Below are 24450 nucleotides of genomic sequence, written 5' to 3' on the forward strand. Positions count from 1 at the left end.
AGACTATGAAGCAGTTTACCTCCGACAAAGAAGCAGCCGACGCGCTCTACCACGTATATAAGGAACTCACTTCCGAAATCTCGAAAGTGATTGTAGGGCAGGAGGAAGTAGTACGGTTAGTACTTACAGCTGTTTTTTGTCAGGGGCACTGCCTGCTGGTGGGCGTTCCGGGGCTTGCCAAAACGCTCCTGATCCATACCATCGCGTCCTCCCTGGACATGAGCTTCAACCGGGTGCAGTTCACGCCCGACCTGATGCCCTCCGACATCGTCGGGGCGGAGACGCTGGACAAAGACCGCAACTTCAAGTTCATCACAGGCCCGGTGTTCGCCAACATCGTGCTGGCCGACGAGATTAACCGCACCCCGCCCAAGACGCAGGCGGCGCTGCTGGAGGCCATGCAGGAGCACGCAGTAACGGTGGCAGGCCACCGGTATAGCCTGCCAAGGCCCTTCTTTGTGCTGGCCACCCAAAACCCGATTGAGCAGGAAGGCACCTATCCCCTTCCGGAGGCGCAGCTCGACCGCTTCATGTTCAACATCACACTGGACTACCCCAGCTACGAGTCGGAGTTGCAGATCGTGAAGAACACGACGGGCGCCGCGGTCAGCAGCCTGAACAGGATCCTGCATGCCGATGACATCATTGCCTTTCAGCAGTTGGTGCGCCGCGTGCCGGTGGTAGACAACGTGGTGGAGTATGCCGTAAAGCTGGTGCACCAGACCCGCCCCAACATGCCGATGGCTTCTTCGCAGGCAAACCAGTACCTGGAGTGGGGCGCAGGGCCGAGGGCCTCGCAGCACCTGATTGTGGGCGCCAAATGCAATGCCCTGCTCAACGGCAAGTACAGCCCCGACATTGAGGACGTGCAGGCCGTCGCTTTCCCGATTCTCCGCCACCGCATTGTGCGCAACTTCAAAGCCGAGGCAGAGGGCGTTACCGTGGAGCGCATCATCCAGGAGTTGCTTTGATTAAATAGTTAAATGGCTGGATGGCTAGATGGTTGGATCAGAAAATTTGAAAAACAACAAATCAACCATTTAACAATTAAGCCATTTTAACAATTTAGCAATCCAGCCATTCATCCACGGCACATTGCATGTAACTCAAATCGGTGTACTTTTGCACCGTAATTTATATATCACCCTACCCCTTTATATATATGGAAGCGGCTGCTTTATTCTTTCGCTTTAAAGAGAACCTGGCCACCGTGGTCGGCATCCTCAACAGCAAACTGGAAACAGGCACGATGCCTTACAACACCTCTATTCCGCTGGAGATAGACCTGCTGGCCGACGTGCTGCGCCTGCACGGGCTGGATTTCAGGTCGGATACGCCGGGAGCGAAGCGGCTGCAGGACTTCCAGCAGTGGTACCTTCAGAACGAGACGCAGGTAAATGACGTGATGCACCGCGTGCTGGAAGACAAGAAAGCCTATATGAGAACCGCCACGGGCATTGTGCTGCAGAAAGAGATGCTGTACCGCCGGCTGGAGTACTTCAAGGAAACGGCGCACACCCTGGAGGTGATGATGGCCCAGCAGCAACTGCACAGCCCGAAGCACTTTAACTACCCGTACCTGAACGCGTAAATTTACATCGCTTCGATTGCGGTATAATAAATACAGCCGCTGCCTTTCGGGGCAGCGGCTGTATTTATTATATATAGCTTCAATGGCACCGTTGAAGCTGCACTGCACTTGCCAGGAGAGGAATTTCTGCAAGAGTAATTTATTTCCTTCCTGAGAAGGACAGGTTTTCAGTCATCGACGACCACCCGGTCTTATATATAGCAAACGGCGTTATATAGCTATACATAATATGTTCGGAGCTACATACAATATATAGCCCCGAATTTATCCTCCTTGCCATTTTACTTCCGGATGGAGATATGGCTGCCATTGGAGTGTTCGAGGTTCAGGTCTTCTTCCGCCTGCTTTTTGCCACGTCTTCCACCGGGTCTTCGGGCAGGCCGGCCACCACCACGCTGGCTCCCTCCTTGGCGAACTTCTTTGCGATGGCCTCGCCGATACCGGAGCCACCGCCCGTCACGATGGCTACTTTCCCTTCAAGTCTGTTTCCCATTTTGTTTTCAGTTTTAATAGGTTATTTTGGTGCTCAGGTAGTTTGTATTAACGGCAAACGCTCCCGCACAGTTAACGCATGCGCCGCAGCCGCGGGGCTTAAATACATTTTCCGGTGGTTCGCGTATGTTAGACTACAGCGCCCCGCACATTTATATATAGTTTATATATAACCTACACCTCAACCCTTAAAAGAAGCAGCCTATGAATTTTTTATACAACACGTCACCCGGCTCCTTCGAGGAGCAACTGGATACAGCGCATCTTATCCTCCGGCCTTACCAGGAGGGCGACGAGGGGGACTTCATGCACCTGCTCAAGGAAAACCCGGAATACCTGAACCCTGCCTTTGCGGACCGCCTGGCACGGGTGCGGGCACTGGAGGATGCGCGGGTACAGGTCCGGCAGCTTCGCACGGAGTGGGACAACCGCCGCACCTTCGACTTTGGCGTGTGGCAGAAAGAAGGAGACGCCTATATAGGCAACATTGCTCTGAAGAACCTGGAACGCAGCATCCCGAAGGCAGAGGTAGCCCTTTACTTCAACGAGTGGCCCGGCAGCAGGCATTTGGCCAAAGAAGCCTTGCAGGCGGTGCTTCAGTTTGCTTTCGGCGCGCTCAGGATGAACAAGGTATATATGCGCTGCACCAACGCGAACTTAGCGTACGGCGAGCTGGCGGAAGAAAGCGGCTTTCTGAAGGAGGGCCTGTTCCGCAACGACTACCGGGGCACCGACTCGGACGAACTGCTGGACCTCAGCTACTACGGCATCACGCGCCATGATTTTGAGCAGGCGCAGCAGCAGGAACAGGCCAACTCTGAGGCGCTGGCCTGATTATATATAGCCGGAGTTGCTATCGGACTTCGCTTTACCTCCGTGGCCTGGCCACAAAAAACTCTGTGTCGAAAGTAAGGTAGAAGGCGTTGGAGAACTCCAGTTTTGGGTTGTCGAGGTCTACCACAGGCTCCAGGCGCAGCGTCAGGTGCAGGTTTTCGATGATCTCGATGTCTTTCATCAGGCGTAGGATCAGGAGGCGGCGCTCCTCCTGCACGTAACCCGGGTACTTGTAGGTGGTGGACGCCGACTGGTAGAGCTTCCCTCCCAACTCGGATATATAGCCGTCGCCCTGCCAGTAGCTAAGCATAAAATCCTGGTATTTCGTGTCTGCCCCCATGTTCAGGTAAATTCCGTGCCCCTGCCGGTATGGCAGCTGGTACTCGTTCGAGAAATCCTTGAAGCCGACTATATAGTTGCTGGTGTAAAGCCGGTGCAGCACCTTCCGGTTATATACCTTCTCCAGCCCAAACCCCACCGCTGCGTTGGCCACTGTGGTGAGCGGCAGGTCGGAGGCGTCTATCTGGCCGCCTTGGTGCTGGGCCGTGAACTGCACGGGCAACGACAGCCGCAGCGTGTCGTCCAGGTTCTTCCGGCCCTGCCGCTCCAGCAGCAGGAAGTTCAGCGCAGCCCCGCCGTTTACCTTTTCCTGGTCTTCCTCCCCCCTATACAGCATATGGTTCCAGTCGAGCCATGCGTCCAGCGCCACCGCGTGCGTGTTGAGTTGATATTGCAGGCCGTTCTCGAGCCGGTTCGTGATCACGCGCTCGAAATCATACAGTGGCTCTATATAGCCATGGTTCAGGTTGCCCTCCAGCGTCCCGAACAGCAGCGCCCAGTTTTCCTTCTGAATCTTGGCGGTGAAGGTGGGCGCTATGTCCTGGTAGCCGGAACTGCCGAAGTCCTTCCACAGGAAAATACCCGCCTCGAGGCGCACAAACGGAGCCGGGTAGTAAATGAGTTTCGGGTTGAGGTGGTAGCCGAAAAACGTGTAGCCGTCGGCAATCTTATTGAAGTATTCGTTGTTCCTGGAGAAGCCCAAAGCCTGCACACCAATCCTAATTTCATTAGCATCGCTGGCATTTACCGGTATGGAGTGGCGCAAGGCGCGGTTGCTTAGCTGGGCATGGGCAAAGAGGCTATATATCAGGAAAAAACACAGAAATAAAAGTCTGGCGAGGCCCATAAAAAAGCATAACAGATGGCACAAAAAGCAGCAGGAGGTTGTTGTAATCAGATGGCGTTAACCAGCTAAAAAAATTAGCAAAATTCCTGTCTACTTTTTTGCAAGTTGGCTCCGAAAGTAGTAATTTCACCTTCAATATAAAGCTAAATAAGAAAAACACATGAGTGTAAGCAACGAAAAACTTAAAGCGCTACAGCTGACCATGGACAAGCTTGACAAAACTTATGGCAAGGGCACTGTCATGAGGTTGAGCGATAACAAGGTGGAAGACATACCTGCCATATCTACCGGCTCGCTTGGGCTTGATATTGCTTTAGGTATCGGCGGTTTGCCACGTGGCCGTGTCGTGGAGATCTACGGGCCGGAATCCTCCGGTAAGACCACGCTTACCATGCACTGCATTGCCGAGGCACAGAAGAAAGGCGGCCTGGCGGCGTTCATCGATGCGGAGCACGCTTTTGACAAGACCTATGCCCAGAAACTTGGCATTGACATAGACAACCTCCTGATCTCGCAGCCTGACAACGGGGAGCAGGCCCTGGAGATTGCGGACCACCTGATCCGCTCCGGCGCTATCGATATCATCGTAATTGACTCTGTTGCCGCCCTGGTGCCGAAAGGCGAACTGGAAGGCGACATGGGAGACAGCAAGATGGGTCTGCAGGCCCGCCTGATGTCGCAGGCACTGCGCAAGCTGACGGGTACCATCAACAAAACCGGCTGTACCTGTATCTTCATCAACCAGTTGCGCGAGAAGATCGGGGTGATGTTCGGAAACCCGGAGACAACCACAGGCGGTAACGCGCTGAAGTTCTACGCCTCCGTGCGTTTGGATATCCGGCGTATCGGCCAGATCAAGGAGAGCGCTGACAACATTACCGGTAACCGCACCCGCGTGAAAGTGGTGAAGAACAAAGTGGCGCCTCCTTTCAAGGTGGTGGAATTTGACATCATGTACGGCGAGGGCATCTCCAAAGTAGGCGAGATCCTTGACCTGGGCGTGGACCTGAACATCGTGAACAAGTCAGGCTCCTGGTTCTCTTACGATGGCAACAGGCTGGGCCAGGGCCGTGATGGCGTGAAGCAGATCCTGCTCGACAACCCCGAACTGATGGAGGAGATAGAAGCCAAGATCAGGGCCATCGTGAAAGGCGAGCCGGCAAAAGTGGCCGCCGTGCTGGACGACTCTGCCGCCGCTGCCGCAGAGGATGCTGAATGAACATTATTCGCGAACCTAAAATAGTATCCGGAGAAGGGCGTTGTAGTAATACAGCGCCCTTTTTTATTTATTTTTGAATTGATTGGCACCTAAAGTATGTTTACCTTAAGCCAACACGACACAGTTGGTACAAAACTTGAATAGCGTAAAGTCTAAGCATTAGACTCATCCGCAACTGAAGGCATTATGAAAAAGTTTTTCCCCGGGCTCCTTATACTGACACTGATACTGGCTGCCTTTGCCACAAAGGACCGGATGCGCAGCATTCCGAATGAGAGTTTCTCTTCAGGAGAAGTCCTGAAGTACAAAGTGCATTATGGCCCCATAACGGCGGCAGAGGCTGTGATAGACATCGCCCCAAACCTGCACCGCATCAACGACAGACCCTGCTACCGCGCCACCGTTACCGGCAAGACCAACAGCTCCTTCGATCTGTTCATCCGGATACGGGACACCTGGCAGTCCTATATAGACACCGCCGCCATCGTGCCGCAGCGCTCGTTCCGCAACATTGAGGAAGGCAACTACCGCAAGCGCGAGACAGTGGACTTTGACCATTACCAAAACACGGCATTTGTAGAGAAAAAGAAAAAGAACAAGCCAAAGCACACAGAAAACTTTAAGGTGCCGGATAACGCGCAGGATATCGTGAGCGGCTTCTACTACCTGCGCACCTTCGACTATGACAAGATGCGTGTGGGCGACAAGATAAACGTGCGGGGCTTTTTCGACGAGGAGAGCTTTGACATGCAGGTGACCTACAAAGGCCGCGAGGTGGTGAGCACCAAGGCAGGAGACATCCGGGCCATCAAACTGGTGCCCCGGATGCCAAACAACAAGCTGTTTAAAGGCGAGGACGCCATCACTGTGTACCTCTCCGACGACAAAAACAAAATACCAGTGCTGATACAGGCCGAGATGTTTGTCGGCTCTGTAAACGTGAACCTCTACGAGTACAAGAACCTGAAACACAAGACAGCGCTGATCGCGCAGAAGTAAAAAAGCCGGCTGCACAGCCGGCTTTTTTACTTATAAGGCGGCACGCAGACAAAACGCAGCTTTTGCAGTTATATAGAACAGCGAAATATATAATAGGAAGGCGCCAATGCAGCAAGCAAAATTCAGCCGTTGCTCCCTGTGCCGATGCGACTCAGGGCCTGTGTTAACAAAACATTATGATTTAATTAAGAGATAATTTATTGCAGGCAGGAGTGATATATTTACATCGGAATCAGGTAGAGCAGCTGGTATATGCAGCATATAAAAGCACTTTAGGCTACTTGCTATAGCATATCCATTTAAGCTGCCTGCGCCGGTCCCATTCAACGCTAATTCTACTGTAACGTGCAAACTGCAACACACTATAAGATATTGGTAGTAGACGACGATCCGGACATCGTGGAGATGCTACAGTACAACCTGACACGTGAGGGGTATGAGGTATCGGAGGCGGGAAACGGCAGCAAAGCCATTGAAGTGGCAAAAGCCGTGAAGCCGGACATTATCCTGATGGATGTGATGATGCCGGTGCTGGACGGCGTGGCCGCCTGCCGCCAGCTGCGCGAGATGGACGAGTTCCGCAACACACACATCATTTTCCTGACGGCCCGTTCCGAAGAGTTCTCCGAAGTGGCCGCCTTCGAGGCCGGCGCCGACGACTTTATCACCAAACCCATCAAACCGAGGGCGCTGCTTAGCCGGCTGGCGGCCTTTACCCGGCGCGATGCGCTGCAGGAAGAGGAAAACAAAGTGATAGAGGTAGGCGATCTGCGCATAGACCGCACCAGCTTTGCCGTATATAAAGGCGACACCAAAATCACACTTCCCAAAAAGGAATTCGAGCTGCTGTCGTTCCTGGCGGCCACGCCCAACAAGGTGTTCAGCCGCGAGGAGCTCCTTAACAATGTGTGGGGCACCGACGTGTATGTGATTGCCCGGACAGTGGACGTGCACGTGCGGAAAGTGCGGGAGAAAATCGGGGAAGAGAACATCAAAACCATCAAAGGCGTCGGCTACAAGTTCAACAATGACTAGTGCATGAATTTCAACTCGCGTACGCTTGCTTTTTTCATCTCCCTGGCGGTAGCTTTTGTGCTCACCGCCTTTCTTGCTTTAGCCAGTTACTTCTCGTCCCAGGGCCTGCTGGTGGCGCTGGTGCTGGTGTTTATCAGCTGCTTTATACTGGTGCATTTTTCATACGAGGCGCTGGTTTTCAGGGAGGTGAAAAACGTGTACTCTAGCCTGGACAAGCTGAGGCGCCAGGACTTCAAGAAAGTAGAGAGCAAATCGACGTTTACCGCTGACCCGCTCCGGAAAATAAAAGAGGACATTTACCTGATTGCCGAGCGGAAGCAGCAGGAGATAGACGAGCTGAAGCAGTTGCAGGCCATGCGCAGCGAGTTCCTGGCCGATGTGTCGCATGAGCTGAAAACCCCGATTTTTGCGGCGCAGGGCTTCATCCACACCTTGCTGGACGGCGCCATGGACGACCCGAACGTGCGCGACAAGTTCCTGCTGAAAGCGGCCAAGAGCCTGGATGGCCTGGATGTGCTCGTGCAGGACCTGATCAGCATCTCGCAGTTTGAGAAAGGCGTGGTGAAAATGCAGAAGCGCAACTTTGATGTGGTGCCGCTGGTGCGGGAAGTGTTCGAGCAACTGGAGCAAAAGGCCGCGCAGCACGAGATCACGTTCCATTTAGAGACCCCGCCAGACGAGAAGGTCCTGCTGTTCGCGGACCCCAACCGCATCCGGCAGGTGTTCACCAACCTCCTCGACAATGCCATCAAGTACGGCCACAAAGGCGGCAACATCTGGGTCGACTTTAACGAGGGCCGCAAAAAGTACACCATCACCGTGAAAGACGACGGCAAGGGCATTGCCCTGGAGCACATCAACCGCATCTTCGAGCGCTTCTACCGCATCGACAAGAGCCGCGCCCGCGACACCACCAGCACCGGCCTCGGCCTGGCCATCTGCAAACACATCGTGGAGGCGCACCGCTCCTTTATCTCCGTTAAAAGCGAGATCGGCAAAGGCACCACCATCCGCTTCAAACTGCAAAAGGCGAAGGATTGATTTGGGTGTTTGATTGTTAATTGTTGATTGCTTTGGCATGTTCTTATTGATGAGCAGAGGTATATACAGTTCTTTTCGCTTATGAAATTATATATCCTGCTTAACTCCGATATATAAATCATATATGGCTGGCGCTTTAACCATAGAACCATTCATCCATTTAACGACTTAATCTCAACAATCGACAACTGACAATCAGCAATTAGCAACTGACAATCAACAATCAAAAAAGCGTACCTTTGCAGGACGCACAGCAGTTTATAGAGCCGTGCCTGATCAAAGCGCAGCAGCACATGAAATACCCGGTTTTTGAAGACCTGATTATATTTGAGAATGAGGATTATATTGTTGTAAACAAGCCTCCGTTCCTGTCGACGCTGGAGGACCGCACCCCCAACTCCACCAACCTGCTCAAGATTGCCCGCCAGTATAACCCGGAACTGCAGGCCTGCCACCGCCTGGACAAAGACACCTCCGGCTGCCTGGCTTTTGCTAAAAACGCGGCAGCGTACCGCCACCTGGCCATGCAATTCGAGGCGCGCGAGGTATATAAAGTGTACCATGCGGTGGTTTGGGGAAACCATACGTTTGAGGAGCAGCTGGTAAACCGCTCCATCGCGACAAGCGCGAAAGGAGTCGCCAAACTCACCCCGCAGGGCAAGCCAGCAGAGACTTATTTCAATACCCTGGAAAACTTTAGCCGGCACACGCTGGTGGAGTGCCTCCCGGTAACGGGCCGCCTGCACCAGATACGCGTGCACCTCGCCTACCTGCAGGCCCCCATCGTGAACGATGAGCTATATGGCGGGGAGAAACTGTACCTCAGCAGCCTGAAGCGCAAAAAGGCCTACAACCTGAAGGAGCAAACAGAGGAACTGCCGCTTATCAAGCGCTTCGCCCTGCACTCGTTTAACCTGGGCTTTGTGCTGCTCAACGGGGAGCCCGTGAAAGTGGAAGCGCCTTACCCGAAGGATTTCGCCGTGCTCGTGAAGCAGCTTCGGGTGAACTCGTAAGGCCTGAGGCGCTCGCTTCACCAAAGTTGATCCTTTCCCCTTGCCATATAACAAAAGCGCCTGCACCTATATATAAACGACCAGCTGTGCATCGTCCTGGTCAACGGGAGGAGAAGCTTATATGGCACAGGTTTCTCACGCTGACCAAACGGACTACAGGCTTCTGAGTGTCTCCCTTCGTATATATAAATTGGAGAGATAAGGCGCAGTGGCTTTTGCACCGGATCGGTTTAGTGGTGTTAGCTGACCCGCAGCACAATTTTGCCAATGTTCCTGTTCTGCTCCATATACCGGTGCGCCTCCGCCACCTGCTGCCAGTCGAAGACGGAATCGATCACGGGCTTGATGCGGCCGCTCTCGAAATGCGGTTTGGCAAAGGCCCACATCTCCTCTGTTAGCTGCGCCTGGTAGCCGCGGGTGCGAGAGCGCAGCGTGGAGCCCATGATGTGCAGGCGCTTTGCCAGCACTTTACGCAGATCAAAGGCTTCTACTTTGCCGCTGCCTAAGGTCGCCAGCAGCACCAGCCGCCCATCCAGGCGCAGGCACTCGATGTTGGCGTTGAAGTACGGGCCGCCGATAAAATCCACGATCACGTCCACGCCTTCGCTGTTGGTGTGGGCCAGCACCTCGTCCTCAAAAGGCACTTCCTTGTAATTAATGGCCCGGTGCGCCCCCAGGTCCAGGCAGGCCTGCAGTTTTTGCTCCGAGGCCGTGACCAGCACCTCGGCCTGCAGCGCCCGCGCCAGCTGGATGGCCGCCGTGCCCACCCCGCTTGCCCCGGCATGCACCAGCACCCGCTCCCCGGCCTGCAGCCTGCCCAGCCACACCAGCGCCTGGTATGCCGTCAGGAACACTTCGGGGATGGCAGCGGCCTCTTCCATCGTCAGGTTTGCCGGCACAGGCAAGGCCATATCCTCCTGGATGATCGCGTACTCGGCGTATCCGCCGCCGGGCAGCAGGCCAAACACCTCATCGCCATTCTTAAACCGCGTGCAGCGGATGCCCGCCTCTTCCACCACGCCGGCGATCTCGAGCCCCAACAGCGGGCTCGCGCCTTTAGGTGGCGGGTACTTGCCCTGTCGCTGCAGCGTGTCGGCCCGGTTCAGGGCGGTGGCGTGCACCCGCACCAGCAATTCAGAAGGGCCGGGCAAGGGTTGCTCGTGCTCCCCCAGCACCAGCTGCTCCGGGCCGCCCGGTTGTTTCACAAGTATCGCTTTCATCCTGTTCGCTTTAGGTATATAGAATGTAAGACGCAAGAGCATGCAAGAAGGATATTTCTATATAGAGCCTCCTGAGATAATCCCCCGTCAGGTCCCTGAATCAACCTGTTTGTAAAAAGAAATTTAAAATAAAGACAATTCCCATAGCTATTACTACGAACATTTCGTAACTATACGAAAACATCGTAGAACTATGGAAAAGCTAACGCAGCAAGAAGAGGAGGCCATGCTGGTGATATGGGCACAGGACGGCGGCTTCATCAAAGACTTTCTGGAGAAACTGCCGGAGCCGAAGCCGCCCTATACCACGCTGGCCTCCACGGTCAAGAACCTGGAGAAAAAAGGGTATCTCTCGAGCGAGAAACTGGGAAACACCTACCGCTACGCGCCGCTCATCCATGCGGAAGATTATAAAAAGCGCTTTATGAAAGGCTTTGTGGGAGACTATTTTAAAAACTCCTATAAGGAACTGGTGGCGTTTTTTGCCAGGGACCAGAAAATCAGCGCAGAGGAGTTGAAGGAGATTATAGACATGATCGAGAACAGGAAAGCAGAATGACATGCCAGCCTTGATCCTCTACCTGCTGAAAGCGAATGTGGCGCTGGCGCTGTTCTACATGGCCTACCATGTGGCGTTGCGCAGACTCACGTTCTACCACCTGAACCGCCTCTTCCTGGTGTTCGGCATTCTGTTCGCAGCGCTCTACCCTCTGATCGATGTTTCGGGGCTATTCCGCCAGCACCAGGAACTAGCCAGCACTTATATGGGAACGCTGCCCGCTTGGGTTACAGCAACCGCGGCGCCTGCACACGCGCCGGCGTTAGACCCCTGGGATATCCCCCTGTTTGGGTTCTGGCTTGGCACCGGCATCATGGCCATCAGGTTGTTGCTGCAGCTTGTATCGCTTCACAGGATCCATGCTGCCTCTGCGCCCGGAAACCACAAGGGCATCGGCTTCCGACGAACCAGGCATATAACCCAGGCCTTCTCCTTCTGGCAGACCATTTACCTGAATCCGGCACAGCATTCGCCGGAAGAACTGGAGTCGATTCTGCGGCATGAGCAGGTGCATGTAACAGGCTGGCACACGCTGGACGTGCTGCTGGCAGAGTGGAGCACCGTCTTTTACTGGTTCAACCCGGGCGCGTGGCTTCTTAAAAATGCCGTCAAAGAGAACCTGGAGTTCATCGCCGACCAGCACGTGGTGCGCACCGGCATGGACCGGAAAGCGTACCAGTACCTGCTCCTGAAAGTGGTGGGTGCCCCGGAGCCAGCCATTGCCACACAATTCAATTTTCTACAACTAAAAAAACGCATTGCCATGATGAACAAAAAACAGTCTTCCCTGCTGCATGTCGCCCGATATGCCGTGCTTGTACCGCTTGTGGCAGCCCCACTACTGTTTGCAGCCTGCAGCGAAGAAGGGGCAGAGACAGCCTCGCCTGCCGATACCGCTGCTGCAGCAAAGGAACAGGGCGCCACCCAAGCAAGCGCGTTGGATACCACTGCGATCTACTATATTGATGGGAAGGAAGCGACAAGCGAGGCGGTGGAGCAGTTAGACCCGGAAGAAATCCACAGCGTGAATGTGCTGAAAGGCGAAAGCGCTACCAAGGTGTTTGTAGACAGGGCAGCCAACGGAGTGATTGCGGTCACCACCAAGAAAAACCAGAATTCTCCGGAGGTGCTGCAGTTTAACAAAAAGCTCCTGCCGCCCCCGCCGCCATCCGTGCCCGACCCGCTCTATATACCGGATGCAGCAAACCTGCCGGCAGATTACAAGGCTTTTCTGAAGCGAAACACGGCGGTAAGACAGCTTGGCTGGACGGGCAATAGGATGAATGAGGTGATCATTTATTTGCAATCCGGCGAATCGGAGACCTATGATATGAGCGACAGCAAGAGCGTAGCCGCTGCTGAAGCGAAGTACGGGATGTTGCCGGTTCTTCCGCCTCCGCCTCCGCCCGTGAGGAAAGACAACAAGTAAAGTAACCTGTATAGCTAATAGAGGGGCTGAAGGAACAAGTGATTCCTCAGCCCCTCTGCTTTTGTCCTGGTTTATATATCCTCCGGCTGCCCCTACTATTTACCTGTTACACAGTATATTTCTAAAGCATCTGTTGCATATACAAATATTAACTTCTATCTTTGTGTCCATTTTTCAAAGACTTGAAGAATAGATAATTAAATAAATAAATCGCTTACAACCACCAAGAATGGACCATTTAAGTTACAAAACCCAGTACCTCAACAAGCAGTCAGCCAACAAAGGCTGGGTGATTGTGGATGCCGGGCAAGGAAGCCTGGGTCGTGTGGCATCGGAAGTTGCCAAGATCCTGAAGGGCAAACACAAGCCTTCGTACACTCCTCATGTTGACTGCGGAGACAATGTGATCATCATCAATGCTGATGACACGCGCTTTACAGGTCGCAAGTGGGACCAGAAGTACTACCTGACACACACTGGTTACCCAGGCGGTCAGAAGCGGACTTCTCCACGCGAGCTGAAAGCGAAATCGTCTACCCTGTTAGTAGAGCGCGCAGTACGCGGCATGTTGCCAAAAAACAGATTGGGCAGCGAGCTGTTCCGCAATCTGCATGTATTTGCTGGAAGCGAGCATCCTTATGCCGCACAGCAACCAAAAGAACTAACCCTCAATATTTAATTTAATGGAAGTTATCAATACATCTGGTAGAAGAAAAACCTCGGTGGCTCGTATCTACATGACGGCCGGGCAAGGGAATATCACTATTAACGGTAGAGATATCAAGAATTACTTCCCGAGCGAAGTACTTCAAACTATTGTGAATCAGCCGTTCAAAACCTTGGATCTCATTGGCAAATACGATATAAAAGCCAATCTAAAAGGTGGTGGTGTAAGCGGCCAGGCTGAAGCACTTAGACTTGCTATCTCTAAAGCACTGGTAGTTGAAAACGCCGAAACGAAACCGGCTCTCCGCAAGGAAGGCTTCATCACGCGTGACCCACGCATGGTAGAGCGTAAGAAGTTCGGTAAGCGCAAAGCACGTCGTTCATTCCAGTTCAGTAAACGTTAATATTTTAGGTGTATCAACAACATGGCAAGTACTAATTATAAAGAATTACTTGAGGCAGGTGTTCATTTTGGCCACCTTACCCGCAAGTGGGATCCGAAAATGGCTCCGTACATCTTCATGGAGAAGAACGGAATTCATATCATTGACCTGAACAAAACACTGGTTGCGCTTGATGAGGCTACGGCCGCCATCAGGAACATCGCCAAGTCTGGTCGTAAAATCTTATTCGTAGCTACCAAAAAGCAGGCGCAGGAAATTGTGGCAGAAGAGGCAAAGCGCCTGAAGATGCCCTATGTAACCGACCGTTGGCTGGGTGGTATGCTGACGAACTTCGCCACCGTGCGCAAGTCGCTGAAGAAGATGTCGACCATCGACAAGATGATGAAAGACCCGGAGCAGTCGAAAGCCCTTGCAAAGCGTGAGAAGCTGATGCTTTCCCGTGAGCGTGAGAAGCTTGACCGCGTGTTGGGTGGTATCGCTGACCTGTCGCGCCTGCCTGCTGCACTGTTTGTAGTGGACGTAAAGCGTGAGCACATTGCGGTAAAGGAGGCTCAGAAACTGAACCTGCCGGTATTCGCGATCTGCGACACCAACTCGAACCCGGAGCTGGTAGACTTCCCGATCCCTGCAAACGACGATGCGTCCAAGTCAGTATCCCTGATCGTGTCGCTGGTAGGCAAGGCAATCGAAGAGGGCCTGTCTGAGCGTAAGGTCGACAAAGAGGAGACGGAGCGCAAGCGTTCTGAAGAAGAAGGCATCAAAGCAAAGCAGGAAGCTGACGAGCAATAAGCCTGAAGTTTATATTGCACTATACCAAACTGAACATTGGGCAAAAGCTGCTTCAATGTTCAGTTTGTTTTAGGGGAGTAAGGAAGAAGACAAGGGCTTGATTTGTACCCGTTCTGAGCCATCGTCTATAGATGGTTCGCTTCTTCCATACGCTCATGAAGAGTTTCTAATTTTAATTCATAATTTTTAATTATAGAAAAATGGCTATTACAGCACAAGACGTTAACAGACTTCGCCAGGAAACTGGTGCAGGTATGATGGATTGCAAGAAAGCGCTTACAGAAGCCAACGGCGACTTTGAGGCAGCGAAAGATATCCTGCGCAAGGCAGGTCAGAAAATTGCAAGCAAGCGTGCCGACAACGTGACTTCTGAAGGTATCGTTCTGACGCAGGTGAGCGAAGACGGCTCGACAGGCATCGTGGTAGCACTGGCCTGCGAAACTGAGCCTGTTTCGAAGGTAGAGGACTTCCGTAACCTGGCGCAGACAGTTTTGCAGACGGCTGTTTCTTCAAAAGCTGCTTCTAAAGAAGAATTACTGGCAGTACCCCAGGCGGACGGCCGTTCGCTGCAGGACCACATCACGGACCTGATGGGTAAGATCGGTGAGAAAATCGATGTGGTGTCTTACGAGAAGGTTTCTGCTGAGAAGGTGGTTTCTTACAACCACTCGAACGGCAAACTGGGCGTGCTGGTAGGTTTAACAAACACCGGAGGCACCGAGGTAACAGAAGTTGGAAAAGACATTGCGATGCAGATTGCTGCCATGAAGCCAATCGCGCTGGACAAAGACGGTGTGGATGCTGCCACGATCGAGCGTGAGATCGAGATCGGCAAAGAGCAGGCGCGTGCCGAAGGCAAGCCAGAGGCGATGCTGGAGAAAATCGCACAGGGCAAGCTGAACAAGTTCTACAAAGAAAACACTCTGCTGAACCAGGAGTTCGTGAAAGACTCTTCGCTTTCCATTGCCCAGCTGCTTGACAAGACAAGCAAAGGCATGACGGTATCGGAGTTTAAGCGTGTTGCTATCGGTTAATTATATATAACCGTTCCTATATAAAAAGCCCGCTTTACAGCGGGCTTTTTTTGTGGCTGATGTATTTACTCCTTTTTAATCTAACTTTTCAGATCAGCCCTAAAGGTCTTGATCATATGCACCTTACCTCCTCCATCTTTAGGGACAACATCAAAACTGACCCTGACCCCTTGTATATACAAAGGCTTGGTTGATTTTAATACCTGACCTGTATATAGATTAGCCAAGTTATTATTTTGCATCAGGGACTCCTGTTCTGTAGCTACTAATTCTTGTTTCAAGTTGTTTACGTCGGCTATTTCTAAAAGCGAAGGGTTAAACAGGTATTCTACCGAACTCACATCAAGTGTATACTCGTAAGGATGACTCTTTTCAGTATTTTCTGATACAGCGTACAAAGGCTTCCTGTCCAAATAAAATACTCCTAAAGCCTTCTCATAATATGGTGCCTTTCCCTGAATACGCGAAAGGTTAGAACCGCTGACAAAGAAACTCTCATCTGATACTCCAATGCCATTTGGTGGTAATTGTAAATCTAACTTTGCGCCCCATTTTATGTGCATTGCTGCTGGTTTGGACAGTACACCGCTGAGTATGTGCTTGTCATCTAACCTATCAAAATAATTGATGTCCGTGCTTGCGATTTGATTAAAATCCCTGTCGCCGTATACGATGTAACATGCATCAGCTGAAGTTATATTCTCGGCTGATTTATCTATACCGAACGCGCGAACCTTTGCATTCAACTCATCCTGTTCCTTCCCATTGATGGAAAGGGAGTTCTTCTTTTTCATGGAAAAGAAAGAACCCATCTGAAAGTCAGCGCCCTTACTATAAATGTTCTTGTCAAACGCCAGTTCATACTCAACAGCGTACCATGCTGAACCAGCAAAATCTTGGGGCTCAAAGCTATAAGAATAAGCTGTATTCTGATTTATGTCGATGATGTATTGGCTTGTAAAGTTCAGCAGGGGAGATCCTTCTGAAGAAACCACACAGTTTTGCAGGATCTTATAATCACGATACTTTTCCGTACCTGACCCTACATAATAATAATACCTCAGGATTCCCCTGTACTTATTATACAGACTGAATGCTATATGGGCTTCCTTGAACTTGGATGAAAATGTGCTTTGATATAATTCCCATCCATCAGACTTTCTATAATCATAGCGTATGTCGTCGCTGAACTGTCTTTTTGCTTGGTCGCTCCATGGCATAGGAACAAGCTCATTACCCGGGGGGAAAGGTAAGTATGCGAGGTTTTCCCAATCGAACCTTTCCTGCTCTTCAGCATAATCCATTGGGTGGTATGTTTCTGGAATATTGCCGACAATAGTAGGCGCTACACCTGTGTTTTCTTCAGAAATAACACTGATTTCAGGCTCAGGAATATCTTTATCATGTTTTAAACAGCCGGAGTTCAGGAGAACAAGCGCAGACACGGATATGGAATAGAAAAGGTGATTTGCTGTTTTCATAGGTGAATGATATTCAAATAATTGATCGATCCTTTTCTTCTATATAGCGCCTATACAGCAGACATATCATGCTGATCAGCGTAAGCTAAATGTAGCAGATTAATTGTATTTATCAAATAAATTAATATATTCCTACCAAATAATATTATTGGTTCCAACAGCAGCTTCAGTAGATGCTGTAATCATACTAGTGAAATAAATAAGCAGGCACGGTTGCCAAAGCTTACATGTTCAGCTACCCGTTCCGCCTTACCGTCGATACAAACGCATCGCGCATGTCTGTGAAGCGGTTGAGGGCGGCTTCCAGAAACTTTTCGTCCAGCAGCTCTTTGGCGCCGGCGTCGCCCATCACGTCCATCTCGCTTACTTTGTAGGTCTGCTCAAAGTCGGCCTTCTCCAGCTTAATGAGGTATTTCCCGTTCCAGGCCATCAGCGTGACCTTCATATCCGGGTTAGGTATATCTGCTACTATTCTCATATATGTCGTGTTTCGTGTGTAGTTTTTCGTTTTTCGTGGTTTGCGGACTATATGTGATGTTTAAATTCACAAGGCCTCTTCTTTGATGTCGATGCCCATGAGTTGCATGAGCTTGCTGGCGTTAAAGCTGCGGCAAATGCCTTTGGTCAGTTTGTAGTCGAAGATGATTTCATCCCCGATAATGTCGCTGTTGAAGCTGTAGTTCTGCACGCTCTGCGGCAGCTCTTCCTCCATCGCGCCCAACTCCAAATCATGAGTGGAGATGAGCCCGGAGGCGTTGCGGTGGTGCAACTGCCGGATAAGCGACATGGCCCCCAGGTGGCGGTCGCGGGAATTGGTTCCTTTCAGGATCTCGTCGAGCAGGTAAAAGACGGGCACCCCTTGTTCCGTCAGTTCCAGCAGCATGCGCAAGCGTTTCAGCTCGGCATAGAATGAAGAGGTGTTCTCCGCCAGGTTATCGGCGGTGCGCATGGCGGTATATACCTGCGCCGGGGCCACCAGGAAACGCCTGGCACAGACCGGCGCGCCCATCAAAGCCATCACCATGTTGATGCCTACCGTACGCAAGAAAGTGGTTTTGCCCGACATGTTGGAGCCCGTGATCACGATGGTATGGCCAGCGCCCTCTGTCTCGAAATCGTTGGCGACAGGCGCAACGGAAAAGATCAGTGGGTGCGCCAGGGCTGTTGCCCTCAGCTCGAATGGCTGCTGGCTGAGCTGCGGCACCACATAGCCCGGGTGGGCGTGCCGGAAAGCGGCCATACTTGCCAACGCCTCGATCTCCGCCAGTATATCCAATGACGCCGTGAGCTGCTTCAGGTACCTGTCCTTCCAGTGCTCCAGCCGGTACATCCATATAAAGTCCCACATCAGGGTGTTGTTCAGGAAAAATGCCATCAGGGTGCTCAGGCGCCAGGAGAAGTAATCGATGATGTTGGCCAGTTGGTGCAGACTGGCCGAGGCGGTGGTGCCGGATTGCTGCAGCCCCTGCCGCAACTGCTGTAGCCTTTCCGACGTGAAGGTGTGCTGCTCTATATGCTGCAGTTGCCGGGTGTAGCTGCGCATAGCCTCATATATGCCGATGCTCTTCTCATAATACTCATCCCGCTCCGCCCGGAAACGGTGGGCCACCCCATACTGTGCCAGCAGCAAAGCCACCGCAATCCAGCCGCTGTACCCATACAGCCAGGCCGCAATTGCCGCCAGCGTCAGGACCGGAAGCACTAGCAGCAGCACCTTCACCCAAGGGTGCTGCCTGAAAAAAGCTGTGCCGGAAAACCATGCGATGAACTTATCGGCTGGCTCCTGGTCGTGCTTGTAGTGCATCGGGAGGGCCAGCAGGGCCTGCAGCCAGTCCGGTTGCTGCGGCTGTGCCAGCTCTGCCACCGCCTCCTGCCGTTGCAGCACCTCCGCCGGGGCCGCCGCCACCCGAAACCAACTGGCCAGCCTGGCTTTGCCGATGCTGGTAACAGAGCGGTTCATGAGCTGAAAAAGCGAGTTCTGGCCGAAGATATCGAGGTCGGAAGTATAAGGGTGGTGACTGTCTATAAAAACATCCCCACCATCGAAATGCCTGAGCTTGCCTTGCAGCCGCTCCACCTCCTGCTCGTTCACGCGCCGCAGCAGCACCAGTTGCTGGTACAGAAAGTCGAGCCGGCTGTGCCAGCGCAGCACCACCACGAACAGCGCGTAAAACAACAGCACGGTTAAAGTGCCGGCAAGCGTGTTGTCCTGCCTGAAAAAATAGTACGCCGCCGCCACGCCGCCTACAAACACCCCCACCCGCAGCCACGACACCAACTTCGATTTAGAGGAGGCGCGCTTCTCCTGCCCGGCGAAGGTGCTGGCGCGGTTTATATATAGGTTTTCTCTTGTTTCGCTCACAGACTTGTTTTGTTTTGATTACTGCTGCCCCTGCCCGTCCGCATCGATGGTGGCAATGCACTTGAGCTCGATGGCAATGGGCGTAGGCAGTTTATTTACCTCTACCGTGGTGCGGCAGGGCTGGTTGTCCTGGAAGTACTCAGCATAGATGCGGTTATATATCCCGAAGTCGTCCTGCATATTCGTCAGGAACACAGTTACGTCCACTAAGTTTGCCCAGCCGGACCCGGCCTCCTCCAGTATATAGCGCACGTTCCGGAACACCGCGTGGCACTGCGCCTCGATGTCGTAAGACAGAATGTTCCCCGCCTCGTCCAGCTCAACCCCCGGTATCTCTTTCTTGCCCCGCTCACGCGGGCCTACGCCTGACAGGAACAGCAGGTTGCCCACGCGCCGCGCATGCGGGTACAGCCCCACCGGCTCCGGGGCTTTGGAAGAGGGAAGGACTGGTTTATTTTTCGCCATATCCAAAGATAACGATAATACGGATGATCCACCGGCATACGTAAAAAGCAAAAGAGCCGGCAATCTGCCAGCTCCTTTGCTCACCTTAAACAAACAAGTATGAATTTTTATTTCGTGAACTTCACCTCGCCGTATTTGGAGTTGATGCTCACCATGCCTTTGGGAGAAGTGCCTCCGAAAGCTCCTTTATAGGCTGCGGAGGTATGGCCTTTTTCAAGCGAGGTGATGTTAACGACTGACTTATCGTAATTGAAATCAGCAAACTGCACGCTCACGTCAAAGTTGAAGTTGGTGTTCGGGGCAAAATTCAGGCTGATAGGCGTAAAGCCGCTGTCAAGCGTTATTTTCCGGATGTTTCGGCTGATGTTGTCTACCTTGAAAGAGCCGTATTTCACATCCATTTCCATTACTTCGCCCAGGCTGCCCATCTTAAAGTCGCTGTACTTCGATGTGCCCTGCAGGTTGTTAGCGCCCTCCAGGTCCATATCTGCATAGGCGATGTCCATGTTTCCGCCGTTGATGAAGCCACAGGAGCCGGAGCCGTACGCGATCTTCACGTTATTGCCGGCGTTGCCCAGCCTGTCGCTTTTAAAAGAGCCGTATTTCACGTTTATGTCCGCTTTGCCCTTCAGGGCGGCCACGTACACATCCCCGAAGCTGTTCTTCACGGTCAGCGGGTTTTCCTCGGGCATGCTGATGGTGTAGTTCACCTCGAAGCCTTTGCTGTTGTTGCCGGAGATGCGCATCGGCTCAATAATGGTTCTGAAAGCGATCGTGTTTCCCTCGCGGCTCTCTGCCACTTTTATATTGTCGAGCACCTCCTGGGCCTTACTTTCGGAGCCGGCGCGGGCAATGATGTCTACTTTCACGTGCATCTCGTTTTTAGCCCAGGTGTTGATGTGCACCTTTCCGAATTTGTTCTCGATGTTGAGCATGTCCGCCCGGCTTACCTTAAAGGTCTTGTCGATCGTCTTGCGCTTTTCCACATCGTAGGCGGCTGCGGCATCGGGTTGTTCGGCTGTATGCTGCCCCTCGTTTTGGGTACCTGTCTGGCTGTGCGTACCTGTTTGGGGTATAACCATGGCCAATGCCTGGCGGTGGGCTACGGGAACCGGGGCGGGTGAGGGCTCCGGACATGGGGACTGGGCCATAACCGGGGCCAGCGCCATGGTAGATGCTATGGTGAGCAGCAGCAGGCGGTGTAGAGAATTATACATTTGTGGTCTCATCTTTTTGAGGTTCTAGGTCAGGTTGCTCGTCAATTTGATTCAAATTCTGAAGTACTTCCAGTTGTCGGTTCAGCACCCGGATCCGTATCTGCAGGTTCTGGATCATGGCACTCATTATCTCATCTGTATTCGGGTTGGTATATAATTGCTTTTTCAGCTGGATGTAGCTGCTGTCGAGGCGGGCCAGTTCCGCATCAATTTCCTGCTGCCCGTCCAGGCCCAGCACCTGCAGGTCATATTCGCTCAACTTGCTTTTCTTCTCCCGGATCTGGCTCACGTAGTAGGCTTCCACCTCTGCCAATTCGGGCGCAATGCTGGAGGCGGCAGGCTGTGTCACGGCCAGCGTATTGCCGCTTTCCGGCGCCTGCTGCTTCATCAGGAACAGCGTGAGGCCGCAGCCCACCAGCAGCACGATGGCCGCCGCCACCCGCATGAACAGGACATTGGCGCTGAAGCTGGCACTCTCGCCGAACTTAATGCTGATAACCTTGGCCTCCTTGCGTTTCTCCGTCAGATCCTGGCAGATATGCTGCCACAGCTCTGGCCGGGGCTCAAACACATCGAACTCATCCCGATGCTCCTCTGCGAACTTCTTCAGTTTATCTTCCATGGTAAATTTTACTCATATATCCCTGTACTATCAGACCGCAAACTGCGGCTCTTTCATAATCTCCAGCAGCTTCTTCTTGGCCCGGCTATACTGCGATTTGGAGGTTGATTCTGTGATACCCAGCACCTCGCCGATCTCCCCATGGTCATATCCCTCCAGCAGGTACAGGCTCAGCACCACGCGGTAACCGTCCGGGAGCTGCTGTATGGCCCGCCGCACCTTTTCCACCTGCCACTCCGAGTCGTCTTCATTCGCTTCGTCCGCCATCTCCCCCGTCACGCGCTCGTCCAGGGGCACCAGCTCGGAGCGGCGCTTCCGGATGGCGTTGATGGAGGCATTGACAACGATCTTCTTGAGCCAGCTCCCGAACGAAGCCTCGGCCTTGTAGGCATGCAAATTTTTGAAGGCACTCACAAAAGCATCCTGCAGCACATCCTGCGCCTCCGCATAGTCGTTGGTGATGCGCATGCACACGTTGAACATCGCTTTGGAGTAAAGCTTGTACAGCTCATACTGGGCTCTGTTGTCGCCGCTTTTGCAGCGATCAATCACGTGATGATTTACGTCCTGATAACCGAGTGTCTCCAAAGTGTTCTATTTTAGCGTTTGCAATAATGTTGCTGCGCTTTCACGGCTTTTTATGCTGCTTTCATCCTCTCCTTCCTACTTGCTCACTAAAGACATCCGGAAAAGCGCAAGGTTGCATGCATTTGCAAAATATTTTTCAGGAGCTTTTCGTTTGGCCATTTATCCACACTTTCCACAGCTATATGTGAATAACACAAAATAAACGCATCTACTTCACCCTCTACAGGTTAAGCGAACTTATATCGCTTATATATATAAATGAGGCTTGTTGATGGCGCTTTAACAGCCATCACAACGCAAGCCGCGATATATTTTCTCCACATATCCACATCATATATATGCACACTTGTGGATAACCATCTGATTTTGGCGAAGATGCGAAAAATAATAAGCAGAAGAGCCAGCCTTGTTCCCAAAGCTGGCTCTTTTTTACTCATATATGCGCTATAACCGGGCAGCTCTCTTGCTGCCTACGCCCAACAGGGTAAATTGCGGGTAAATAACTGTGTCCGCTACACAAACTGGGTTAATCCATGATGTTGAACTGGATGCCCTGGGCCAGTGGCAGATCCCGGCCATAGTTGATCGTGTTTGTCTGCCGGCGCATATATACTTTCCAGGCATCCGATCCGGACTCCCGGCCGCCGCCGGTGTCTTTCTCGCCCCCGAAGGCGCCTCCGATCTCGGCACCGGATGTCCCGATGTTCACGTTGGCGATGCCGCAATCAGAACCCCAGTGCGCCAGGAAAGCCTCCGTCTCCAGCAGATTGGTGGAGAAGATAGCGGACGACAAGCCTTGCCGCACACCGTTCTGAATCTCGATGGCGTTCTCTACCTCGCCGCTGTACCTGATCAGGTATAAAATGGGAGCGAATGTCTCTTCCTGCACCATCTCATACCCGTTCTCGGCTTCCACAATGGCAGGAGTGACGTAGGTGCCGGTTTCATAGCCTGCGCCGCTCAGGATGTCTCCACCTGTCAGCAGCCTGCCGCCTTCCTGCTGCACTTTTTCCAGCGCGTTCTTAAAAGCCGCCACCGCATCTTTGTCAATCAGTGGGCCAACCAGCGTGGTGCTGTCCAGGGGGTGACCGATCGGGAGGTTCGGGTATATCTTCAGGAGGCGTTCTTTCACCTGCTCATATATGTTCTCGTGCACAATCAGGCGGCGGGTGGAGGTGCAGCGCTGGCCGCAGGTGCCCACCGCCCCGAACACAATGGCTACAATCGCCATATCGATATCGGCATGCTCCGTCATGATGATGGCGTTGTTACCGCCAAGCTCCAGCAGCGACTTGCCCAGACGCGCGCCCACGGCCTCCCCTACTTTCTTGCCCATGCGCGTGGAGCCGGTGGCGGATATGAGCGGCACCCGGTGATCGTGGCTCATGAGGCTCCCGATCTCTGCATCCCCGATGATGAGGTTAAAGACGCCCTCCGGCAAATCGTTCTCCGCCAGCACGTCGCGGATGATGTGCTGGCAGGCGATGCCGGTGAGGGGGGTTTTCTCAGAAGGCTTCCAGATGATCACATCCCCGCACACCGCTGCCAGCATCGCGTTCCAGCTCCAGACAGCCACCGGAAAGTTGAAGGCAGATATTACACCGACAATGCCCAGCGGGTGGTACTGCTCGTACATGCGGTGCTGCGGCCGCTCCGAGTGCATCGTAAAGCCATGCAATTGCCGCGACAGCCCGACGGCAAAGTCGCAGATGTCGATCATCTCCTGCACCTCCCCTAGGCCTTCCTGCAGAATTTTGCCCATTTCGTAGCTCACCAGCTTGCCCAGCGCCTCTTTGTGCTGCCGGAGCTTGTCCCCGATCTGGCGAACGATGTCGCCCCGCTTGGGTGCAGGCACCTTGCGCCAGGCCTTGAAAGCCTCCTGCGCCGCCAGCACCACCTGCTCATAATCCTCGGCGGTAGCCACGTTCACTGTAGCGATCAGGTGCCCGTCAGCGGGAGACAGGATGCTGCGGGTGGTACGGTCCTGCTGTCCGCCCCAGGCTAGGCCGGTGCTGTAGGCAGGGTTGTGTTCCTTTACACCGAGCTGGTGCAGCACATCGTTTATTTCCTTATTCAGCGGAAGTGCGTCTATGGTCTGTTTCATATAGAATTATCTGTAAGTTCGGAGATGAGTTGCGTTGACGTGTTCCTTTGGCCAGGCAGGCCCCGTGCTGAAGCAGCAACGAGCCCGTATAAAATACGGT

General features: G+C 52.8%; 25 protein-coding genes. 14 read left to right on the plus strand and 11 right to left on the minus strand.

From position 1 onward, the window contains the following. The first annotated feature begins 5 nt into the window (after window positions 1-5). Both ABD920_RS11405 and ABD920_RS11410 read left to right on the plus strand, forming a co-directional pair. Complete coding sequence (locus ABD920_RS11405) at window positions 6-971, plus strand: AAA family ATPase (RefSeq protein WP_345159103.1); 966 nt, start codon at window positions 6-8, stop codon at window positions 969-971. 191 nt (window positions 972-1162) lie between these two features. Then, on the plus strand, window positions 1163-1591 hold the full coding sequence (locus ABD920_RS11410; protein WP_345159105.1) for a hypothetical protein: 429 nt from the start codon (window positions 1163-1165) through the stop codon (window positions 1589-1591). 325 nt (window positions 1592-1916) lie between these two features. On the opposite strand, the gene ABD920_RS11415 is transcribed toward ABD920_RS11410, so the two are convergent. Next, window positions 1917-2084, minus strand: a complete 168-nt coding sequence (locus tag ABD920_RS11415) for an SDR family NAD(P)-dependent oxidoreductase (protein WP_345159107.1) — start codon at window positions 2082-2084, stop codon at window positions 1917-1919. A gap of 203 nt (window positions 2085-2287) precedes the next feature. On the opposite strand from ABD920_RS11415, the gene ABD920_RS11420 reads away from it, so the two are divergent. Next, window positions 2288-2917 carry a GNAT family N-acetyltransferase gene (locus ABD920_RS11420; protein ID WP_345159109.1) on the plus strand — a complete coding sequence of 210 codons (630 nt, stop codon included), beginning with the start codon at window positions 2288-2290 and terminating at the stop codon, window positions 2915-2917. Between the two features lie 34 nt (window positions 2918-2951). On the opposite strand, the gene ABD920_RS11425 is transcribed toward ABD920_RS11420, so the two are convergent. After that, window positions 2952-4103: a hypothetical protein gene (locus tag ABD920_RS11425; RefSeq protein ID WP_345159111.1), complete on the minus strand. Its 1152-nt coding sequence runs from the start codon at window positions 4101-4103 to the stop codon at window positions 2952-2954. Between the two features lie 160 nt (window positions 4104-4263). On the opposite strand from ABD920_RS11425, the gene recA reads away from it, so the two are divergent. The 5 genes from recA to ABD920_RS11450 all read left to right on the plus strand — a co-directional run bounded on the left by recA (window position 4264) and on the right by ABD920_RS11450 (window position 9410). After that, window positions 4264-5322 (plus strand): recombinase RecA, encoded by a 1059-nt coding sequence (gene recA / locus ABD920_RS11430; RefSeq protein ID WP_345159113.1) that lies wholly within the window; start codon window positions 4264-4266, stop codon window positions 5320-5322. 186 nt (window positions 5323-5508) lie between these two features. Next, window positions 5509-6321, plus strand: coding sequence for a DUF3108 domain-containing protein (locus ABD920_RS11435; RefSeq protein WP_345159116.1), 813 nt, complete (start codon window positions 5509-5511; stop codon window positions 6319-6321). A gap of 345 nt (window positions 6322-6666) precedes the next feature. Further along, complete coding sequence (locus ABD920_RS11440) at window positions 6667-7356, plus strand: response regulator transcription factor (protein WP_345159118.1); 690 nt, start codon at window positions 6667-6669, stop codon at window positions 7354-7356. A gap of 3 nt (window positions 7357-7359) precedes the next feature. After that, window positions 7360-8397: a sensor histidine kinase gene (locus ABD920_RS11445; RefSeq protein ID WP_345159119.1), complete on the plus strand. Its 1038-nt coding sequence runs from the start codon at window positions 7360-7362 to the stop codon at window positions 8395-8397. A 293-nt stretch (window positions 8398-8690) separates the two neighbouring features. Further along, window positions 8691-9410 carry an RluA family pseudouridine synthase gene (locus tag ABD920_RS11450; RefSeq protein ID WP_345159829.1) on the plus strand — a complete coding sequence of 240 codons (720 nt, stop codon included), beginning with the start codon at window positions 8691-8693 and terminating at the stop codon, window positions 9408-9410. Window positions 9411-9649: 239 nt separating this feature from the next. On the opposite strand, the gene ABD920_RS11455 is transcribed toward ABD920_RS11450, so the two are convergent. Further along, a complete protein-coding gene (locus ABD920_RS11455) occupies window positions 9650-10630 on the minus strand; it encodes an NAD(P)H-quinone oxidoreductase (protein ID WP_345159120.1) in 981 nt (326 codons plus the stop codon). Window positions 10631-10823: 193 nt separating this feature from the next. On the opposite strand from ABD920_RS11455, the gene ABD920_RS11460 reads away from it, so the two are divergent. The 6 genes from ABD920_RS11460 to tsf all read left to right on the plus strand — a co-directional run bounded on the left by ABD920_RS11460 (window position 10824) and on the right by tsf (window position 15511). After that, window positions 10824-11189, plus strand: a complete 366-nt coding sequence (locus ABD920_RS11460; RefSeq protein WP_345159123.1) for a BlaI/MecI/CopY family transcriptional regulator — start codon at window positions 10824-10826, stop codon at window positions 11187-11189. Window position 11190: 1 nt separating this feature from the next. Continuing rightward, window positions 11191-12618 (plus strand): M56 family metallopeptidase, encoded by a 1428-nt coding sequence (locus ABD920_RS11465; RefSeq protein WP_345159125.1) that lies wholly within the window; start codon window positions 11191-11193, stop codon window positions 12616-12618. 229 nt (window positions 12619-12847) lie between these two features. Continuing rightward, the gene (gene rplM, locus ABD920_RS11470) at window positions 12848-13297 is read left to right on the plus strand and encodes a 50S ribosomal protein L13 (protein WP_161890047.1); all 450 of its coding nucleotides are present in this window, start codon (window positions 12848-12850) and stop codon (window positions 13295-13297) included. A 4-nt stretch (window positions 13298-13301) separates the two neighbouring features. Beyond that, window positions 13302-13688 (plus strand): 30S ribosomal protein S9, encoded by a 387-nt coding sequence (rpsI, locus tag ABD920_RS11475; protein WP_345159130.1) that lies wholly within the window; start codon window positions 13302-13304, stop codon window positions 13686-13688. 21 nt (window positions 13689-13709) lie between these two features. Continuing rightward, complete coding sequence (rpsB, locus tag ABD920_RS11480; RefSeq protein ID WP_345159131.1) at window positions 13710-14477, plus strand: 30S ribosomal protein S2; 768 nt, start codon at window positions 13710-13712, stop codon at window positions 14475-14477. Between the two features lie 200 nt (window positions 14478-14677). Next, window positions 14678-15511 (plus strand): translation elongation factor Ts, encoded by an 834-nt coding sequence (gene tsf, locus ABD920_RS11485; protein WP_345159133.1) that lies wholly within the window; start codon window positions 14678-14680, stop codon window positions 15509-15511. 80 nt (window positions 15512-15591) lie between these two features. Here tsf and ABD920_RS11490 read toward each other — a convergent pair whose 3' ends face one another. From ABD920_RS11490 to amaB, 8 genes are all read right to left on the minus strand, one after another. Continuing rightward, a complete protein-coding gene (locus ABD920_RS11490; RefSeq protein ID WP_345159135.1) occupies window positions 15592-16992 on the minus strand; it encodes a hypothetical protein in 1401 nt (466 codons plus the stop codon). 235 nt (window positions 16993-17227) lie between these two features. Beyond that, window positions 17228-17470: a hypothetical protein gene (locus ABD920_RS11495; RefSeq protein ID WP_345159136.1), complete on the minus strand. Its 243-nt coding sequence runs from the start codon at window positions 17468-17470 to the stop codon at window positions 17228-17230. Window positions 17471-17536: 66 nt separating this feature from the next. Further along, window positions 17537-19354 carry a MutS-related protein gene (locus ABD920_RS11500; RefSeq protein WP_345159137.1) on the minus strand — a complete coding sequence of 606 codons (1818 nt, stop codon included), beginning with the start codon at window positions 19352-19354 and terminating at the stop codon, window positions 17537-17539. An 18-nt stretch (window positions 19355-19372) separates the two neighbouring features. Then, entirely contained in the window at window positions 19373-19819 is a 447-nt protein-coding gene (locus ABD920_RS11505; RefSeq protein WP_345159138.1) for a RidA family protein, read from the minus strand. A gap of 107 nt (window positions 19820-19926) precedes the next feature. Beyond that, window positions 19927-21036, minus strand: a complete 1110-nt coding sequence (locus ABD920_RS11510; RefSeq protein WP_345159140.1) for a DUF4097 family beta strand repeat-containing protein — start codon at window positions 21034-21036, stop codon at window positions 19927-19929. Continuing rightward, window positions 21029-21658, minus strand: coding sequence for a hypothetical protein (locus ABD920_RS11515; protein WP_345159141.1), 630 nt, complete (start codon window positions 21656-21658; stop codon window positions 21029-21031). The genes ABD920_RS11510 and ABD920_RS11515 overlap by 8 nt, the downstream gene beginning before the upstream one ends. Before the next feature lie 30 nt (window positions 21659-21688). Further along, a complete protein-coding gene (locus tag ABD920_RS11520) occupies window positions 21689-22246 on the minus strand; it encodes an RNA polymerase sigma factor (protein WP_345159143.1) in 558 nt (185 codons plus the stop codon). A 526-nt stretch (window positions 22247-22772) separates the two neighbouring features. Continuing rightward, complete coding sequence (amaB, locus tag ABD920_RS11525; protein ID WP_345159144.1) at window positions 22773-24350, minus strand: L-piperidine-6-carboxylate dehydrogenase; 1578 nt, start codon at window positions 24348-24350, stop codon at window positions 22773-22775. Window positions 24351-24450 lie beyond the last annotated feature (100 nt).

Origin of the sequence: Pontibacter saemangeumensis (assembly GCF_039541895.1) — a bacterium.
Classification (GTDB): domain Bacteria; phylum Bacteroidota; class Bacteroidia; order Cytophagales; family Hymenobacteraceae; genus Pontibacter; species Pontibacter saemangeumensis.

Excerpts from the sequence above, each read along its gene's own strand:
- ABD920_RS11405 (WP_345159103.1), top strand. The coding sequence starts at position 6 with ATGAAGCAGTTTACCTCCGACAAAGAAGCAGCCGACGCGCTCTACCAC.
- ABD920_RS11410 (WP_345159105.1), top strand. The coding sequence starts at position 1,163 with ATGGAAGCGGCTGCTTTATTCTTTCGCTTTAAAGAGAACCTGGCCACC.
- ABD920_RS11415 (WP_345159107.1), bottom strand. The coding sequence starts at position 2,084 with ATGGGAAACAGACTTGAAGGGAAAGTAGCCATCGTGACGGGCGGTGGC.
- ABD920_RS11420 (WP_345159109.1), top strand. The coding sequence starts at position 2,288 with ATGAATTTTTTATACAACACGTCACCCGGCTCCTTCGAGGAGCAACTG.
- ABD920_RS11425 (WP_345159111.1), bottom strand. The coding sequence starts at position 4,103 with ATGGGCCTCGCCAGACTTTTATTTCTGTGTTTTTTCCTGATATATAGC.
- recA (WP_345159113.1), top strand. The coding sequence starts at position 4,264 with ATGAGTGTAAGCAACGAAAAACTTAAAGCGCTACAGCTGACCATGGAC.
- ABD920_RS11435 (WP_345159116.1), top strand. The coding sequence starts at position 5,509 with ATGAAAAAGTTTTTCCCCGGGCTCCTTATACTGACACTGATACTGGCT.
- ABD920_RS11445 (WP_345159119.1), top strand. The coding sequence starts at position 7,360 with ATGAATTTCAACTCGCGTACGCTTGCTTTTTTCATCTCCCTGGCGGTA.
- ABD920_RS11450 (WP_345159829.1), top strand. The coding sequence starts at position 8,691 with ATGAAATACCCGGTTTTTGAAGACCTGATTATATTTGAGAATGAGGAT.
- ABD920_RS11455 (WP_345159120.1), bottom strand. The coding sequence starts at position 10,630 with ATGAAAGCGATACTTGTGAAACAACCGGGCGGCCCGGAGCAGCTGGTG.
- ABD920_RS11460 (WP_345159123.1), top strand. The coding sequence starts at position 10,824 with ATGGAAAAGCTAACGCAGCAAGAAGAGGAGGCCATGCTGGTGATATGG.
- ABD920_RS11465 (WP_345159125.1), top strand. The coding sequence starts at position 11,191 with ATGCCAGCCTTGATCCTCTACCTGCTGAAAGCGAATGTGGCGCTGGCG.
- rplM (WP_161890047.1), top strand. The coding sequence starts at position 12,848 with ATGGACCATTTAAGTTACAAAACCCAGTACCTCAACAAGCAGTCAGCC.
- rpsI (WP_345159130.1), top strand. The coding sequence starts at position 13,302 with ATGGAAGTTATCAATACATCTGGTAGAAGAAAAACCTCGGTGGCTCGT.
- rpsB (WP_345159131.1), top strand. The coding sequence starts at position 13,710 with ATGGCAAGTACTAATTATAAAGAATTACTTGAGGCAGGTGTTCATTTT.
- tsf (WP_345159133.1), top strand. The coding sequence starts at position 14,678 with ATGGCTATTACAGCACAAGACGTTAACAGACTTCGCCAGGAAACTGGT.
- ABD920_RS11490 (WP_345159135.1), bottom strand. The coding sequence starts at position 16,992 with ATGAAAACAGCAAATCACCTTTTCTATTCCATATCCGTGTCTGCGCTT.
- ABD920_RS11495 (WP_345159136.1), bottom strand. The coding sequence starts at position 17,470 with ATGAGAATAGTAGCAGATATACCTAACCCGGATATGAAGGTCACGCTG.
- ABD920_RS11505 (WP_345159138.1), bottom strand. The coding sequence starts at position 19,819 with ATGGCGAAAAATAAACCAGTCCTTCCCTCTTCCAAAGCCCCGGAGCCG.
- ABD920_RS11510 (WP_345159140.1), bottom strand. The coding sequence starts at position 21,036 with ATGTATAATTCTCTACACCGCCTGCTGCTGCTCACCATAGCATCTACC.
- ABD920_RS11515 (WP_345159141.1), bottom strand. The coding sequence starts at position 21,658 with ATGGAAGATAAACTGAAGAAGTTCGCAGAGGAGCATCGGGATGAGTTC.
- amaB (WP_345159144.1), bottom strand. The coding sequence starts at position 24,350 with ATGAAACAGACCATAGACGCACTTCCGCTGAATAAGGAAATAAACGAT.